The 15,522-nt window shown below is 62.1% G+C and carries 15 protein-coding genes and 1 tRNA gene; 8 read left to right on the top strand and 8 right to left on the bottom strand.

Translation table 11 applies throughout. The features are described from left to right. Positions 1-174 precede the first annotated feature (174 nt). The 5 genes from RTP54_RS00515 (at position 175) to RTP54_RS00495 (ending at position 5,531) form a co-directional block, all read left to right on the top strand. Entirely contained in the window at positions 175-1,683 is a 1,509-nt protein-coding gene (locus RTP54_RS00515; RefSeq protein WP_312359999.1) for an aldehyde dehydrogenase, read from the top strand. 53 nt (positions 1,684-1,736) lie between these two features. Then, a complete protein-coding gene (locus RTP54_RS00510; protein WP_312359997.1) occupies positions 1,737-3,098 on the top strand; it encodes a glutamine synthetase family protein in 1,362 nt (453 codons plus the stop codon). Positions 3,099-3,121: 23 nt separating this feature from the next. Then, positions 3,122-3,847 (top strand): gamma-glutamyl-gamma-aminobutyrate hydrolase family protein, encoded by a 726-nt coding sequence (locus RTP54_RS00505; protein ID WP_312359995.1) that lies wholly within the window; start codon positions 3,122-3,124, stop codon positions 3,845-3,847. Then, complete coding sequence (locus RTP54_RS00500; protein ID WP_312359993.1) at positions 3,834-4,667, top strand: GntR family transcriptional regulator; 834 nt, start codon at positions 3,834-3,836, stop codon at positions 4,665-4,667. The genes RTP54_RS00505 and RTP54_RS00500 overlap by 14 nt, the downstream gene beginning before the upstream one ends. A 240-nt stretch (positions 4,668-4,907) precedes the next feature. Beyond that, positions 4,908-5,531, top strand: a complete 624-nt coding sequence (locus RTP54_RS00495) for a GntR family transcriptional regulator (RefSeq protein ID WP_112809319.1) — start codon at positions 4,908-4,910, stop codon at positions 5,529-5,531. Between the two features lie 21 nt (positions 5,532-5,552). On the opposite strand, the gene RTP54_RS00490 is transcribed toward RTP54_RS00495, so the two are convergent. From RTP54_RS00490 to RTP54_RS00460, 7 genes are all read right to left on the bottom strand, one after another. Continuing rightward, positions 5,553-6,404, bottom strand: a complete 852-nt coding sequence (locus tag RTP54_RS00490; RefSeq protein WP_312359990.1) for a serine hydrolase — start codon at positions 6,402-6,404, stop codon at positions 5,553-5,555. Between the two features lie 113 nt (positions 6,405-6,517). After that, the gene (locus tag RTP54_RS00485) at positions 6,518-8,047 is read right to left on the bottom strand and encodes an ABC transporter substrate-binding protein (protein WP_312359988.1); all 1,530 of its coding nucleotides are present in this window, start codon (positions 8,045-8,047) and stop codon (positions 6,518-6,520) included. Between the two features lie 100 nt (positions 8,048-8,147). Then, complete coding sequence (locus RTP54_RS00480; RefSeq protein ID WP_312359987.1) at positions 8,148-9,776, bottom strand: ABC transporter ATP-binding protein; 1,629 nt, start codon at positions 9,774-9,776, stop codon at positions 8,148-8,150. Further along, on the bottom strand, positions 9,773-10,585 hold the full coding sequence (locus RTP54_RS00475; RefSeq protein ID WP_312359984.1) for an ABC transporter permease: 813 nt from the start codon (positions 10,583-10,585) through the stop codon (positions 9,773-9,775). Before RTP54_RS00475 ends, RTP54_RS00480 begins: the two co-directional genes overlap by 4 nt. A gap of 4 nt (positions 10,586-10,589) precedes the next feature. Then, on the bottom strand, positions 10,590-11,534 hold the full coding sequence (locus RTP54_RS00470) for an ABC transporter permease (RefSeq protein WP_112816362.1): 945 nt from the start codon (positions 11,532-11,534) through the stop codon (positions 10,590-10,592). A 13-nt stretch (positions 11,535-11,547) separates the two neighbouring features. Beyond that, on the bottom strand, positions 11,548-12,681 hold the full coding sequence (locus RTP54_RS00465; RefSeq protein WP_112809325.1) for a C45 family autoproteolytic acyltransferase/hydolase: 1,134 nt from the start codon (positions 12,679-12,681) through the stop codon (positions 11,548-11,550). 183 nt (positions 12,682-12,864) lie between these two features. Then, complete coding sequence (locus tag RTP54_RS00460; protein ID WP_312359979.1) at positions 12,865-13,152, bottom strand: hypothetical protein; 288 nt, start codon at positions 13,150-13,152, stop codon at positions 12,865-12,867. Positions 13,153-13,163: 11 nt separating this feature from the next. Here RTP54_RS00460 and RTP54_RS00455 point away from each other — a divergent pair, with 11 nt between their 5' ends. After that, a complete protein-coding gene (locus RTP54_RS00455) occupies positions 13,164-13,649 on the top strand; it encodes a YdeI/OmpD-associated family protein (RefSeq protein WP_312359976.1) in 486 nt (161 codons plus the stop codon). Positions 13,650-13,815: 166 nt separating this feature from the next. Here the strand turns inward: RTP54_RS00455 and RTP54_RS00450 are convergent. Beyond that, positions 13,816-13,905, bottom strand: a tRNA-Ser gene (locus tag RTP54_RS00450). Positions 13,906-14,264: 359 nt separating this feature from the next. Between RTP54_RS00450 and RTP54_RS00445 the strand changes: the two genes are divergently transcribed. Next, positions 14,265-14,582 carry a hypothetical protein gene (locus RTP54_RS00445; protein WP_312359973.1) on the top strand — a complete coding sequence of 106 codons (318 nt, stop codon included), beginning with the start codon at positions 14,265-14,267 and terminating at the stop codon, positions 14,580-14,582. 44 nt (positions 14,583-14,626) lie between these two features. Beyond that, a complete protein-coding gene (gene msrA, locus RTP54_RS00440) occupies positions 14,627-15,280 on the top strand; it encodes a peptide-methionine (S)-S-oxide reductase MsrA (RefSeq protein ID WP_312359971.1) in 654 nt (217 codons plus the stop codon). Positions 15,281-15,522: the final 242 nt, after the last annotated feature.

Genomic DNA, 15,522 nt, shown 5'->3' with positions numbered 1-15,522 from the left:
CACACACAAGGCGCTTGGCAAGCTCTGAAGGTATCAATATACTGCGATCGCAAATCGCGCAATGATGTTTGATAATTTCATTTTTAGATGCCATAAAGCACTAAAAAAACGACATAAAATTTCGACACGGACCAAAATTAGCGCGGAAAAACTACAGATCAGGGTGAATGATAGATGGCTAAAATTGCAGACATCGAAGATCGCAGCTACTGGCACAAAACAGCCAAATCCGTGCCCCTGCCCACGCAGGCCATCATTGGCGGGCGGCAAGTCGATGCCCGCTCCGGGAAGCGCTTTGCCACGATCAATCCGGCGACGGGTGAAACCCTCGCAGACATTGTCGAAGGCGACGCAACCGATGTCGACGATGCGGTCACCTCTGCGCGACGAAGCTTCGATGCTGGCCACTGGCGCAACCAGAGCCCATTGGCCCGCAAGCGCGTGCTCCTGAAACTGGCCGAGCTGCTGAATGCCGAACAGCAGCAATTGGCGGCGATGGAATCGCTCGACATGGGCAAGCTGGTGCGCGACGCCGCCGGCAATGACATACCGACCGCGATCAACATCCTGCAGTGGCACGCCGAGGAGGTCGACAAGACCTATGACGAAGTCGCTCCCCTGCCCGTCGGCAATGTCGGCCTGATCCGCCGGGTGCCGCTCGGCGTCGTCGGCGCCGTGGTGCCGTGGAATTTTCCGCTCAACATGGCGATCTGGAAATGCGCCCCGGCGCTTGCCGCCGGAAACAGCGTCGTGCTGAAGCCGGCCGAACAGTCGCCGCTGACCGCTCTGCGCTTCGCCCAACTCGCGCTTGAGGCCGGGCTGCCGGAGGGCGTGCTCAACGTCGTGCCCGGCTTCGGAGAAACGGCGGGCCAGGCGCTGGGTCGCCACATGGATGTCGACTGCCTGGCCTTTACCGGCTCGACGGCCGTCGGCAAGATGTTCCTGCGCTACGCCGGGGACTCGAACCTCAAGCAGGTCTGGCTCGAATGCGGCGGCAAATCGCCGGTTGTCGTTTTCGAAGATTGCGAAGACCTGGAAACCGCGGCCGATCAGGTCGTGTCAGGCATCCTCTACAATCAGGGACAGGTCTGCTCGGCGGGATCACGCCTGATCGTGCAAGACTCGATCCGCGCCAGGTTTCTCGATCTGCTGACAGAGCGAATGGCGCAATACCGCCCGGGAGACCCGCTTGATCCGCAGTCGCGCCTCGGGGCGATGGTCGAGGCAAAACATGCCGCCAATGTCATGAGATACATCGAGGCCGGGTGCCGTGAGGCAACGCTGGTCGCCGGTGGCAATGCCGTGACCGTCAACGGTCGCGGCAGCTTTATCGAACCGACGATTTTTTCCGATGTGCGGCCGGATGCGGTCATCGCCCGCGAGGAGATCTTCGGACCTGTGCTTGCCGTTCTCGGTTTTGCCGACGAGGCGGAAGCCATCGCACTGGCCAATGACAGTGTCTATGGCCTCGGCGCGTCCGTGTGGACCGACAATCTGTCTCGCGCCCATCGGGTGTCCGAACAGATCGTCGCCGGCGTGGTTGGCGTCAATGTCGTCGATCCGGTCAATCCCGCCATACCGTTTGGCGGCTTCCGGCAGTCTGGCTCGGGTCGGGACCTTTCCCGGCACGCCGCTGAAAAATACACCGCGCTCAAGACCACCTGGATCCGGTTCAAGGACTGAAACATGCCCATTGTCACTGGCGTTGCCTGCTCGACCAAGCCCTGGAGCTAAAAATGTACACTTCTTCGACGATCTCCGATGTCCTGCGCTGGCTGGAGACCCGGCCCGACATTCACACCGTGCGCGCTGCGGCCTGCGATCTGAACGGGGTGATGCGCGGCAAGCGCATTCCGGCGGATCAGGCGATCAAGATCATGGAAAACAAGCTGCGCATGCCCCTGTCCGTGGCGGGCCTCGATATCTGGGGCGGCGATATCGACAACAACCCCATGGTGTTCAAGACCGGGGACGTCGACGGCATCGCCGCCTGGACCGGGCGCAACATCCTGCCTGTGGAATGGACCGCACATCCGACCGCCTTCCTGCCCGTCTGGTTGCAGGACGATGCCGGTATGCCCTATCTCGGCGATCCGCGCCGGGCATTGGCGGCCGTATTGGCGCGCTACAAGGCCCTTGGCCTGACGCCGGTCACTGCGGTTGAACTTGAGTTCCATCTCGTCGACGCCAGCGGCGATGTTCCAAAGGGCGCCAAATCGCCGATCACCGGCCGCAACCTCGACACGGCTGCCGCCATGGCGATGGAGGAGCTCGACCAGTTCGAGGCCTATTTTCACGAGGTCTATGCCGCTTGCCGACAGCAGGACATTCCGGTCGACACGACGATCGCCGAAAATGGCAGCGGCCAGTTCGAAATCAACCTTGGCCATTTGCCTGACGCCTTGCGCGCGGCCGACGACGCCGTGTTTTTCAAGCGCACCGTCAAGGGCATTGCACGCAAGCACGGGTTTGCGGCCAGCTTCATGGCCAAGCCCTATGGCAATTTCTCAGGCAACGGTCTGCATATCCACATGAGCCTGCTGGATCGCGACGGCAACAATGTGTTCGATGACGGCACCGACCAGGGCACGGACATGATGCGCCATGCGGTTGGCGGCATGCTGGCGGGCATGGCGGAAAGCACACTGATCTTTGCGCCGCATTACAACTCCTATCGGCGCCTGCGCCCCAATTCCTACGCACCGACGTCCGTCGCCTGGGGCTATGAAAACCGCATGGTTGCCGTGCGCATTCCCGGCGGACCGCACCAGGCGCGACGCATCGAGCATCGGGTGGCCGGTGCTGATGCCAACCCCTATCTGGTGATGGCAGCCATGCTGGGCTCAGCCCTCATCGGCATCGAGCGCACCATATCGCCGGGCGATCCGCGCCGGGCTGATGCTTATGCCGACGACCTGCCGAAGCTGCCCAATAGCTGGCGCGCGGCAGCAGACGCCTTCGAGGCCGGTCCGATGGTGGCCGATATCTTCGCACCGGAGCTGGTGCAATCCATGCTGGCCTGCAAGCGGCAGGAGATGGACATCTTTGCCGCTCATGTCAGCCCGTTCGAACACCAGACCTATCTGGAAAGCGTATGAGCGCGAACAGGCCGCTTGTTGCAATGACCTGCGACACCAGAGAGTTCGACGGCACGCTATGGCATGTTGCGCAGCAGCAATATGTCGTGGCGGCCGCCGCCGGCGCGCAGGTCACACCATTGCTGGTGCCTGCCCTTGGCGATGCACTCGACCTCGACCGCGTGCTGGATGCGGTCGACGGACTTATCGCCACCGGGTCGAAATCCAATGTGTTTCCGGGTCTCTACGGTGGCGATCCCGGCGAAACGAACGGGCCGTATGACCAGGCCCGGGATGCGACCTCATTGCCGCTTATCCGCAAAGCGTTGGCGCGTGGCATCCCGGTGTTGGCAATTTGCCGGGGCATGCAGGAACTCAATGTTGCTCTTGGAGGCACATTGCAGACGGAAATCCAGGAGCGCGACGGAGCGCTTGACCACCGGATGCCCGAAGCCGCGACGCGCGACGAGCGCTTTGCCATTCGACAAACCGTGACCGCGGCGCCCGGCGCATGCCTGGCTGCGATTGCAGGCACGGCGCCCTTGCAGATCAATTCCCTCCACCGGCAGGCTATCGATCGGCTGGCGGACGGTTTGCGCGTCGAGGCACTGGCCGAGGACGGCATCATCGAAGCCGTGTCGACGGATGACACCGGCGCGTTCATCCTGGGTGTTCAATGGCACCCGGAATACTGGGTCAGCAGCGATCCCACATCGGCGGCGATCTTTGCGGCCTTTGGCGAGGCCGTGCGTCGACATGCCGTTTCGTGACGCGTCGCTCGATCACCGATCGCGCAAATATGGTGTATTCGCTGGAACTTACGGATGGCACTCGGGGTGTGAACGTTATATTGCATGGTCATTGGATGATGGCCAGCTTGGCACAGAGATGGAGACTGAAGTGGAGAAACGGACACAGTTTGGTCTCGCGTCCGTGGAAACCGAGCCGCTGCACGAGAAGGTCTATCGCGAGATCGCGCGGGCTCTGATTTCCGGCCAGTTCGAGCCCGGGCAGAAGCTGACGTCACGCAAGCTGGCAAAGGAGCTCGGCACGAGCGATATGCCGGTGCGCAGCGCCCTTCTCCGGCTGCAGGCCCTGCATGCGCTCAATGCGCTGCCCAACGGAAGCCTGGAAGTCCCGGTGATGACGGTCGAGGCGTTTAGCCAGCTCACGGATGCCCGCAAGTTGCTGGAGGGTGGCGCGACGGCTCGAGCCTCGGCACTGCTCAACGGCAACAACCTGCGGACCGTCCGCCGCCTTAGCAACGAACTGACCGAAGCCGCACGCAAGGGCGATATCGGCCAGTATCTCGCGGCCAATTACGACTTCAAGTTCTCGATTTATCGCCATTGCGGCAACGAGGCGCTGATCTTCCTGATCGAGACGCTCTGGATGCAGGTCGGGCCTTTCCTTCGGCGCTTTGCCGAAGGATTTGACGGCGACCTGTCCGGCATATTGGCGATCGACTATCATGAGGATGCCTTGGCTGCCCTTGAAGCCGGCAATGCGGATGCAGCGAGCGCGGCGATCATCAAGGATATCGAGGCTGGCGCGGTCTATCTGCTGGCCAATGCGCGGTTTGGCGACTGACGCGTCGCCGGACTGGCATCCCATTCTCCCCGTTCGCATGCCGATCGTCCTCAACCTTGCCGATACCGGATATCGTCCAGATCCTGTCGCAGTCGGCGGGAGCCCGCCGGATGCTTCCGTCGCGGTTACTGTGCGGCTGTCGCCACCGAACCGGTGAAAGATATGGCTTCAACGCTGTCTGGCGCTGGCCTTCGCCTTTCCGCCCACCTAGAATGGGCGCGTTGAACAGAATGGACCGTTATGGCGAAGTCACATGAAGCGGCCGAACAACTGGCGCAGTTGATCACCACGATCCGCAGGGACATCATCTTTGGCGCCTATGCGCCCGGCACATGGTTGAAGCTGAGCGAACTGCAGCATCAGTATGATGCAAGCCCGTTCCACATCCGCCGCGCACTGGACCATCTGAAGAACGACAAGCTCGTCGATCACGTTGCCAATGCAGGATTCCGCGTCGCGACGCTCGATGTGACGACCCGAAACGAGACGCTGTTCGTACGCATACTGCTCGAGCGCAGCGCGGCCCCCCTCATCACCGCCCGGGCCGACGCGGCCGACATCGCCGAGCTGCGGCGGCTTGCCCTGATCTTCGAAGCCAGCATCTCCGAAGACGGCAGGCAGGCGCAGGCCCACGCCAACCACAATTTTCACTCCTATCTCTACTCGCTCACACGCAACACCGTATTGAGCGAGACGATCAACGAGATGCGCAACCGCAGCGGCCAGTTCACCACCGGCCGCTGGCGCTCGGTGGAAGGGCTGCAGGCGAGCAGCCGCGACCATTTCGCCATCGTGGCGGCGATCGAGGAGCGCGATCCCTATGAGGTCGAGCAGGCCATCGTCGGCCACATCAAGGCGTTCTGAACGCCTGCACCGTCCTCAGCGTCAGCCCAATGCGTCCCAGCAGGCCCGCGACAGTTCGGCGATAGCCGCCGTCGAGGCGACGCGACCCGGCAGGCCGTTGGGCATGACCCTCGGCACCCGGTCGGTCGTTATGCTCATGATGTAGAGCGGAGCGGAGTCCTTGAAGACGATTGCCGAATCCATCCAGCCACGTTCGCCCCAGCCCGTCTTGTTGGCCACCTCGGCCATCGTCGGAAGATGCCCCGGAATCATGCTGCGGAAGCGCTGCCAGGTCAGAAAGCGCAGCGCCATGGCGCAATGCTCGGCGTCGACACCAAGCCGTGCAATCGCGTCCGCATCGCCCTTGGCGCCGGCGTAGATCAGCTGCAGCAGCAGCACCTGGTCGCGCGCCGTTGTTGTCGTGACATGGTCAAGCGCATGCTCGGGCGACAATCCCAGAGGCGGCAAGCGGGTGCGATGCGTCGTGTTGGCCATGCCGATACGGCGGCAATAGTCGGTGAATTCGGAAATTTCCAAACCCTTCATCACCTCATAGGTGCAGATGTTGTCGCTGGTGATGATCATCTGCAGGATGGCGTCGCGCATCGGAAAGGTCAGGCCTGGCGTCATGTACTGGCACACGCCTGATAGAATTCCCGGCTGCGCCTCCTTCGCGATGACGACTGGCTGGTCAAGGTCCAGGCGCCCTTCGGCAGCGGCATGCAGCGCAGCCATCATGACGGATGTCTTGCGAACACTCGCAGAGGGAAGAACGGCGTCGCCACCGCGCGTCAGCTCTTCCCCGCCGGCTGCCAACCGGACGTGCCAGTAGATATCGAAGCCTCGATTTTCAGACAGGGCTTGCAGCCTGGCGTCCAGTTCCGATGCGTTCATTTCACTCTTTCCTTGTCAAGATTTGCAGGCGAAGCCGCCTCGCGACCGCTCCGGGGAAGGAGCTGCCGCGAGGCCGCGAGAGACATGCGCTCGGCAAGCGCATGTCAGGCAGGTCACTTGATGGAGACGTTCCACAATGTCGGGGTGTCGAAGGGCGCCGACTTGATGCCTTCAAGACGCTTGTTGAAGCCGTTTGCCAGCGTCATGTGGAAGAGGCTGACAGCAGGCGCTTCCTCGATGAAAAGGGCATAGATTTCGTCCGAGATCGCCCGAACTTCGTCAGGGTCGGTGGCCACGAGCCCCTTCTTGAGCAGTGCGATGGCGCGTTCATCCTTCCAGACCTTGCGTGATTCCGGCCCGATGATGCGCTCCCACGCTCCCATCGGGTCAAAACGGCCCGAATAGCTGAACGACTGCGACTGATACTTGCCACCCGTATAGCGCTCGAGCTGCAGACCCCATTCGAGCGTCTCGATCGTCACATTGATGCCGGCTGCCTGCAACTGGCTCTGAATGATGATCGCCTGGTCGAACATCGACTGGAAGCTCCTGTTGGCAATGATGGTGATCGGCTCGCCGTCATAGCCGGCTTCAGCCAGCAATTCGCGCGTTCGGTCCGGATTGGCCGCCAAGGGTTCGTTGGCGATCGGCGAGTAGTAACGGCTGACGCGCGGCATCGGCGTGGACGTGCCTGTGGCCAGACCGTAGGTCACACCCTGCGCGACTGCCTGCCGGTCGATGGCCGATGCAATCGCCTGGCGCAGCGCCTTGTTCTGCAGCAGCGGATCTTTCTGGTTGAGCAGCAGGGCATACCAGACCGTTGTCTCGGACAGCACGACGTCCAGCTCCGCCTCTTGCCTGATCTGATCCACTGACTGGCTGGCGACCGAGGAAACATCGAGCTCTCCCGAACGCAGCCCAACGATGCGCGCGGCCGGATCGGTGACAACCGAGAAGCGGATCTTGTCGACCATGGCTTCCTTGCGGCCGATCCGGCCATTGGCTTCGCCGGCGGGCGACTTGTAGTCGGCAAAACGGAGCACTTCAGCATACTCACCGATCTTCCGCTCGCCTGCCGTGAACGGGCCGGTGCCGATGACCGACCCCCAACTGCCGTCGGCCTTCAGCGAACTCTTGTGAAACACCGGCGTACCGGCGCAGTCGGTCCGCGCCAGGGTGTAGGCGAACGAACCGTTGGGCTCTGCAAGCCTGTAGACCACGGTCAGCGGATTCGGCGTCTCGACGGCGAGCACCTTGACGTTGCCTTCGAAGACCGCCTTGCAACGCCAGACGGACCCCTCGGCCATCAGATAGTCCCAGGACCATTTGACATCGGCCGAGGTCAGCGTCTCGCCGTTGTGAAACTTCACGCCGTCGCGCAGCTTGAAGACGTAGGTCTTGCCGCCATCCTCGACCGAATAGGACTCGGCCAAAACGGGCCCGACTTCCAGATTGCTGCCGTATGCGACGAGGCCCTCGACGACATGCATGTGAACCGGGTCAGCCATGCCCTCGCTTTGGCGCGCCGGGTCGACACCCCTGATGTCTTCGTTCAGGGCAGCACGGATGATGCTGCCCCCTTGAGCGATAGCCGGGTCGGCAAAGCCGATGCCCAGTGACAGTACGACAAAGGCAACCCCCAAGCGCCCTGATCGAACGTTCGCAAATCTCTGAAAACTGAAAATCATCCCCACCTCCCGTTTTTATATGTCGTCGTTGTCTAGAGATAACTATAAGAAATTATTACAACAATTCCTTGTCTCGCTGATCCAGATGATCACCGGCAGCTCGTCTGGGTGCGATCGAAGGCCTGTCGATTACCGGTGCGGCTTCGACCAGCCGACGCGTATAGGGATGGCTCGGCTTGTCGAGGACCGAAGCCGTCGGCCCGGCTTCGACAACGACGCCGTTCTCCATGACCACCACGCGCTGGGCGATGCGCCGCACCGCAGAGAGATCATGGCTGATGAACAGGCACGCAAAGCCATATCGCGCCTGAAGCGAAAGGATCAGGTCGAGAACCTGGGCCTGAATTGTCATGTCGAGCGCCGAAACCGGCTCGTCGGCAACCACAAACGCCGGGCGCCGCACGATCGCCCTGGCGATCGCAATGCGTTGGCGCTGGCCTCCCGACAATTCATGGGGGAACCGTCGCTCCATGCCCGTGAGCCCGACATCGGCCATGACCTCGGCAACGCGGGCATCCTTTTCGGCACCGGTCATATCGCCGACATGGCGAAGCGGCTCGCGCACGATCGCGCCAATGCGCTGACGTGGGTCGAGGGACGAGTATGGATCCTGGAACACCATCTGGCAGGCGAGACGGACGTCCCGGTCGACGGCGCCGCCCGACATGATGCTGCGGTCGCGAAACGTCACCTCGCCCGAAGAGAGCGGCACGAGGCCGAGAATGGCCCGACCCATCGTCGTCTTGCCCGAGCCGCTGCCGCCGACAAGCGCCACCGTCTCGCCCTCGCCGATCGAAAGGTCGACGCCGTTGACCGCATTGCTGTGGCGGCCGCGATAGGTGACCGAAACCGCCTTGGCGCGGACCAGTTCACGAACGACGGTCCCGGCAGGGGCTGGCGGTGCGCCATCGCTGCGGCGCGCTGCCGCAACCAGCTCTTGCGTATAGGGATGTTCGGCATGGTCGATGATGCGCCTGGTCGAACCCCTTTCGACCACATCGCCATTCTTCAGAACCGTCATTTCCTGGGTGTAGCGCGATACCAGCCCGAGATTGTGGGTAATGAGCAGCACGGCCGTGTTGTTCTCGCGCGCAAGTTCGACCATCAGGTCCAGCACTTCGCGCTGGGCGAGCGTATCCAGTGCCGTTGTCGGCTCATCCGCCACCAGCAGGCGCGGCTTGAGCAACATGACCGAGGCCAGCAGGATGCGCTGGCGCATGCCGCCGGAAAACTGGTGCGGGAAAGCCCTCAGGCAGGCTTCCGGATCAGCGATGCGGACACGCTCCAGCATTGCCAGCGACAGTGCCTTGATATCGGCGCGCGACAGGCGCCGGTGCTGGACGAGGCCTTCGGCCATCTGCGCCCCGATCGAAATCGCTGGATTGAGCGACACCATTGGCTCCTGGAAGACCATGCCCATGCCGGGTCCGCGCAGGGCGCGCATCCGCCGGTCGCTGACGCCTGTGATCTCTTCGCCATCAAGGCGTATCGAACCGCCGGTAATGCGCAGTCCGCCTGGCAACAGCCGCATGACGGCGCGGGCCGCCATCGTCTTGCCGCTGCCCGACTCGCCGACAAGGGCAGAAAGCTGTCCGGCCGCGAGCGACAGGTCGACGCCATGCAGGACTTCCAGGCGATTGGTCGCAACGCGCAGGCCGCTGATTTCGAGGACTGGAGTGCTCATATTGCAGCCATTCGTGGGTCAAGACGGTCGCGAAGGGCATCGCCGAGCAAATTGGTGCCCAGCAGTGCGACGGAGATACAGATGCCGGGTGCCAGGCTCAGCCAAAGCGCCTGTTCGAAGAACGGCTGACCGGAGGCCAGCATGTTGCCCCATGTGGGAGCCGGCGGCGGAACGCCAAGCCCGAGAAACGACAGGGCGCTTTCAGACAGGATCGCCCAGCCGAACATGGAGGTGCCAAGGACGGTGATCGGCGCCAGGCAATTGGGCAGGACATGTACCAGCATGGTGTACAGTTCCGAATTTCCAATGACGCGTGACGCCTCGACATATTCCCTCTCGCGGGCGGAAAGCACGGAACTGCGCACGATCCGCATGACACCGGGCATGTAGGCGATGGCGAGCGCGATCACGATGCCATTGCGGCCCGCGCCGACAATGACGATCAAAGTGAGTGCCAAGAGGATGCCGGGAAATGCAAGCAGGGCGTCGCTGACGGCACTGATGCCGCGGGCAGCCCACCCGCGGGTGACACCCGCAAGCATGCCCAGAAACGTGCCGGAAACGATGGCCAGGGCGACCGTTATTGCCGCGATACTCAGGCTCGCCGTCGCCCCCGCCATCAAGCGGCTCAGCACGTCCCGACCAAATTCGTCTGTTCCGAGCCAGTTGGTCGATGACGGCACGCCCAATCGGTTGAGCATATCGAGCTGCAATGGATTGTAAGGTGTCCAGAAGGCGCCGAGAATTGCCGCAGCCAGCAGCCCACCGGTCAACGCCGCCCCAGCGAAAAGATTTGCCTTATTTATCATTGCGCTATTCCACCGTTACGCGCGGATCGAAGACCGGGTAGAGCAGGTCGACAACAAGGTTGATGAGCACGAAGACTGTGGCGGTCAGCAGCAGGCAGCCCTGCACGACAGGGTAGTCACGGGCGAAAATCGACTCCACCAGCAGCTTGCCGATGCCCGGCAGCGTGAACACCGTCTCAAGCACCGCGATACCGCCCAGAAGATTGCCCAGCATCAGCCCGATCAGGGTGAGCGTCGGTGCGAAGGCGTTGGGAAAGACGTGTCGAACCAGCACCTTCCACTCGGGAATGCCCTTGGCGCGGGCGTGCGTGACATATTCCAGCCGGAGCACCTCGATGGTGCTGGCACGCGCCATGCGGATCAGCACGCCGATTTCAATCAGCGCAAGCGTGACGACAGGCAGGATGATGAATGATAGCGCACGCAAGATGTCCCCGTCGAAGCCGACGAAACCAAGGACCGGGACCCAGCCCAGCTTGAGCCCGAAGACCAGCAGCATGATCAGTCCGAGCCAGAAGCTCGGAATGGACAGCAACAGAGTTGCGAGCGATATCGCAACAACGTCGGTCAGGCTGTTCTGGCGCCATGCGGCGATCATGCCCGCGGGAACCGCAATTGCCACGGCAATGGCAACGGCCAGGACGACGATCGTCGCGGTGACGCCGAAGCGGTCGAGAATGAGCGGCAGAACATCCTGCCCTGTTCGCGTCGAAACGCCGAAGTCGCCCGACAGCAGACTTGCAAGCCAGTAACCAAACTGCACCGGCAAGGGTTGGTCGAGCCCCCAGCGGCCGCGAAGGATCTGGAGTTGCTCGTCGGTCGCAGACTCGCCCAGCATCAGTGACGCCGGATCCCCGGGGATCAGTCGCATGATGAAGAAGACAGTGATGCCGACAAGCGACAGCGTGATGCCCGTCATCAAGGTTCGGCGAAGGAAATAGCGAAACATCGATACCTCGATCTCAGGCAGCCAGTGAGGCCGGTTGCGTGAGACTGTAGGTCGTCGACTTTCGGTTCGTGGCAGGAAGCGGCGTGATCTCCATCGTCCCCGCCGTGCTGTCGATCATCAACGTCGCGACGGTCGCGGTCAGATTGCCACGGCGGTTGGCCAGGGGCGCACGGCAAACGGCATAAGGCGCGCCAAAATCGTCGCGCAAGGCGGCAATGACATCGTCCTGGGTGATGGCGCCTATGCTCGGCTCGAGCAGGCTGCGCACCCGAAGGTCACGATAGAGACTGTCGGGCGTATTGCGAATGCCGACGTCGCGATACTTTGCAAGCGCGGACTTGTTGGTCCAGTGATTGGCATGAACCAGCAACCCGTTGTCCGGATAAAGCGCAAAGGTCTCGCGCGGAGCGCATTCAAAGTCGATTGCCACGCCGTCACGGTGGCTGAGGATCAGGTTGTTCGAGGTCAGCTTGTCCGTCGAGACAACCACACCGATTGCCTCCGCGTAGGTCTGGGCTTCCAGCACCTTGCGGCGAACCAGGGCGAGCGGAATGCCTGGCGTCTGGAAATCGCGATCGGACTCGATGTAGTTGGCGGTGATGGCAATGCCGGCCGCATTCAATCCCGCCCGCGCCAACGCGCCAGCCTCGGTGAACGTCATCACATCGGGACCGTCGTCGCGACGAACCCGCATGACGATGGACGTCTCGGCGCACTCGGCCTTCCAGTCCCAGTTGAGAGCATGGATCAACCGCCCGTCCCGGGCAGCGCTGGGCAGAACGACCACGCCGGTACAGCCATCGGGAGCAGCGCTCTCGCTGGCAAGCGCCGCATCCCTGACTTCGCGCGCTTCGTACAGCAGCTCGGTGCGGGCATTGAGCAGCACGATTGCCTCGAAGTCGACGGCCGCCCCCTCGGCGATACCACGCATCTCCTCCACGAGATTGGCGTCGAACGCCTGGATGCGCGGCAGATAGGCGTCGACGTGCCGGCCGATTGCGGCGGGCCCCAGACCGTAGGAGGAAAACTGCGTGAGGTAGTGACCGATACCAAGCCTGATGCGATCCGCCGCCTGCATTCCATGCATGCGCCCCCGCTCTCGCGGGGAACCGTGAATCTCAATAAGTGGAAATTGCAAGACCGACATGTTCACCTCTTTTTATGCACATAAACACTACATGCACGTTGAGGTTTTCCGCAAGAGAAATTTCATCTGTTTCATATTTATTGGGTTTTCTTCTCCTTTAGCGGATCATCAAGTATATTTTTGCGCATAAAATGCCCGCATGACTGGATAGCGGGCGCGCTTGATCACGCCGAATTTCGACATTCAGATCCGCCCGCAACGCATCGCTGGGGCGACGACCCTGATCAGATCCACCAGATGATGGTTGCCGCGATGCAGATTGCCGGAACCGCCGCCGGCCGCGTCATCGACGCGTGAAGCATGTCCGATCGACCAAGCCCCGGACGGAAGCGGAACGTACAGGCAGGACAGGAGGCACTTGGCGGCATCGACAATGGGCATCTGATCGCGCGACGGCCCTGCAAACCGAATGGATTTTGCACCTTTACTCCTCTTGCGAATTAACGCCGTATGGATGGGTGGCATGAACATGGATCTGGGCGATGGCATCGAGCGACGAGCAGAACACGAATGCAGGTAGGCGGTCGGCAACGTTCCAGGCCAAGGTCGTCCCTTCGGGCAATGCAACAGGCGTCGAGGTCCCCGGCCCAGTGATGGAAATACTGGGTCCCGCCGGCCGCCCACCGGTGACGGTGACGATTAATGGCTTTAGCTGGCGCACCCGGGTGGCGGCCATGCGCGGCCAGCGGCTGATAGGGATCAGCGCGGCCCACCGCGCCGCCGCCGGGATCAACGAAGGCGATATCATCGAGATCGATGTCGCGCTCGACGAGGCGCCGAGAGAGGTCGCCGAGCCTGCCGAACTCGCCGAGGCTTTCGACAGTGCTCCGCACGCCCGAATGGCTTTTGAGCGCCTGCCTTTCGGGCTTCGGCAAAAACACGTCAACGCGATCGAGGAGGCCAAGACCGCTGAAGTGCGGGAACGCCGGGTTCGTAAGCTGGTCGACAATCTGAAGCAGACACTATGAACATGGTCGCGCGGCGGCCAGCTTCGTTAGGTTTGCATGAGGATATGCCAACATATGCGTGGGTCGCGGTCCCTACCGATGGGAAGCCTTGGGAAACACAAAGCGTGACGAATCCTGGAGGCCAAGGGCTTTGCGAGTGTCTGCAGCAAGGCTTGGGAAGAGGTGATGGCGGACAGAGAGGGATTCGAACCCTCGATACGCTTTCACGTATACACGCGTTCCAGGCGTGCGCCTTCAACCACTCGGCCACCTGTCCATCCGTCAACAGCCGATGGTCATGCGGCTGGATGGGAAGAGCCTTGGCCCTTCGTGTCATCCGGCGCGAACCGGCGGACGGGCGGGATATATACCGATGATTTGTCCGGGATCAACTGCTTTCTGACAGATTGTTGACATCTTGTATAACTTGGCAGGCAAGGCTCGCCATTGCGCTCGCCAACGAGCGGGCCTATCTCTTGCCGAAGCGTTGTTCGACCCGTAGCGACCGACATCGCCGGAAGGCTGCGCCATCCCGGAATATCGCGTGCCCTGGCCTCGCCGGCTTTCCGCCTCGGAAGGGCCGCCGAAGGAGCGACGGGTCCGCCCGCGGGACAGAATTTGAGGAATGAGGGACCGATGCGTTTCGTGTTGAGACTGGCAAGCTTCGTGGTGCTGCTTGCAGCCGTCCTGGCCGGTGCGGTCGATGCCATCCAGTCCGTCGCCGCATCCGAACTCGTTATGACCTCGCTCGGCGACGATCTCGAGGCGCTCGGCGCCGATACCGCCAGCTGGGTGCAGTTTGCGCAGCGCTCCGATAGCGCACCGACACTCTGGCACCAGGCGCTGCACTGGCTTTTGACGCAGCCCGCCTTTGCGGTGCTTGCCCTTCTCGCCCTGCTGCTCTGGATGGCCGGATACAAGAAGCGGCCGGCCGCCGGTCGCTTCGCCGCCTGATCATCGAAGGGCGCTCACCCGCCCCGACGACAAGGAGTTTGACGATGTTCCTGATCGACATGTTCAACAAGAAGACCATTCTGCCCGACGCCCAGACGGCACTGCGCGGGCGCGCGGAAGCCATTGCGACCGCCGACACCCATTTCGTCTCCGGACGCGCCCTGAAGGGCCCCTACCCCGAAGGGACCGAGAAGATCTTGCTTGGCATGGGCTGCTTCTGGGGGGCGGAACGGCTGCTGTGGAACATTCCCGGCGTGCACGTCACGGCGGTCGGCTACTCCGGCGGCTTGACGCCGAACCCGACCTACCAGGAAACGAGCACGGGGCTCACCGGCCACACCGAGGTGGTGCTGGTGGTCTACGACCCGAAGACTGTTTCACTTGCCAGTCTGCTCAAGACCTTCTTCGAGGCGCATGACCCGACCCAGGGCATGCGCCAGGGCAACGATATCGGCACGACATATCGTTCGGCGATCTATGCCTATGACGACGCGCAGCTGAGACAGGCCAAGGACGCGCGCGACGCCTTCCAGCGTGCCCTGAAGCAGTCGGGCAATACCGGCAGGATCACCACCGAAATCGAAGTGGCCGGTCCGTTGTACTTTGCAGAGGACTACCACCAGCAGTATCTGGCGAAAAACCCCAGCGGCTATTGCGGTCTGCGCGGCACCGGGGTCAGCTGCCCGATCGGCGGCTAGCCCTTTTCCGCCGTGCGCGCGGCGCGCGGCGCCCATCCCCGGACGCCAAAAGGTCAAGGGAACCGGCATTTTAACGATGTCTGTGAATGTCGGTCGACATTTTTACCATCCGAAAAATTTTGAGTGTTTTTTTGCCGTGACCGTGCAAGGATGCGCCCACCCTAGCCCCCGCGAGAGGGGTGGGTTCCGCAGACAGGCTCCGTCAGGAGCCCGCGGGAGGACCCGATAAAGATCAATAGCGA

The sequence above is a fragment of the Ensifer sp. genome (assembly GCF_031989085.1).
Lineage (GTDB): Bacteria > Pseudomonadota > Alphaproteobacteria > Rhizobiales > Rhizobiaceae > Ensifer.
This window is presented reverse-complemented; position numbering and strand designations above follow the sequence as displayed.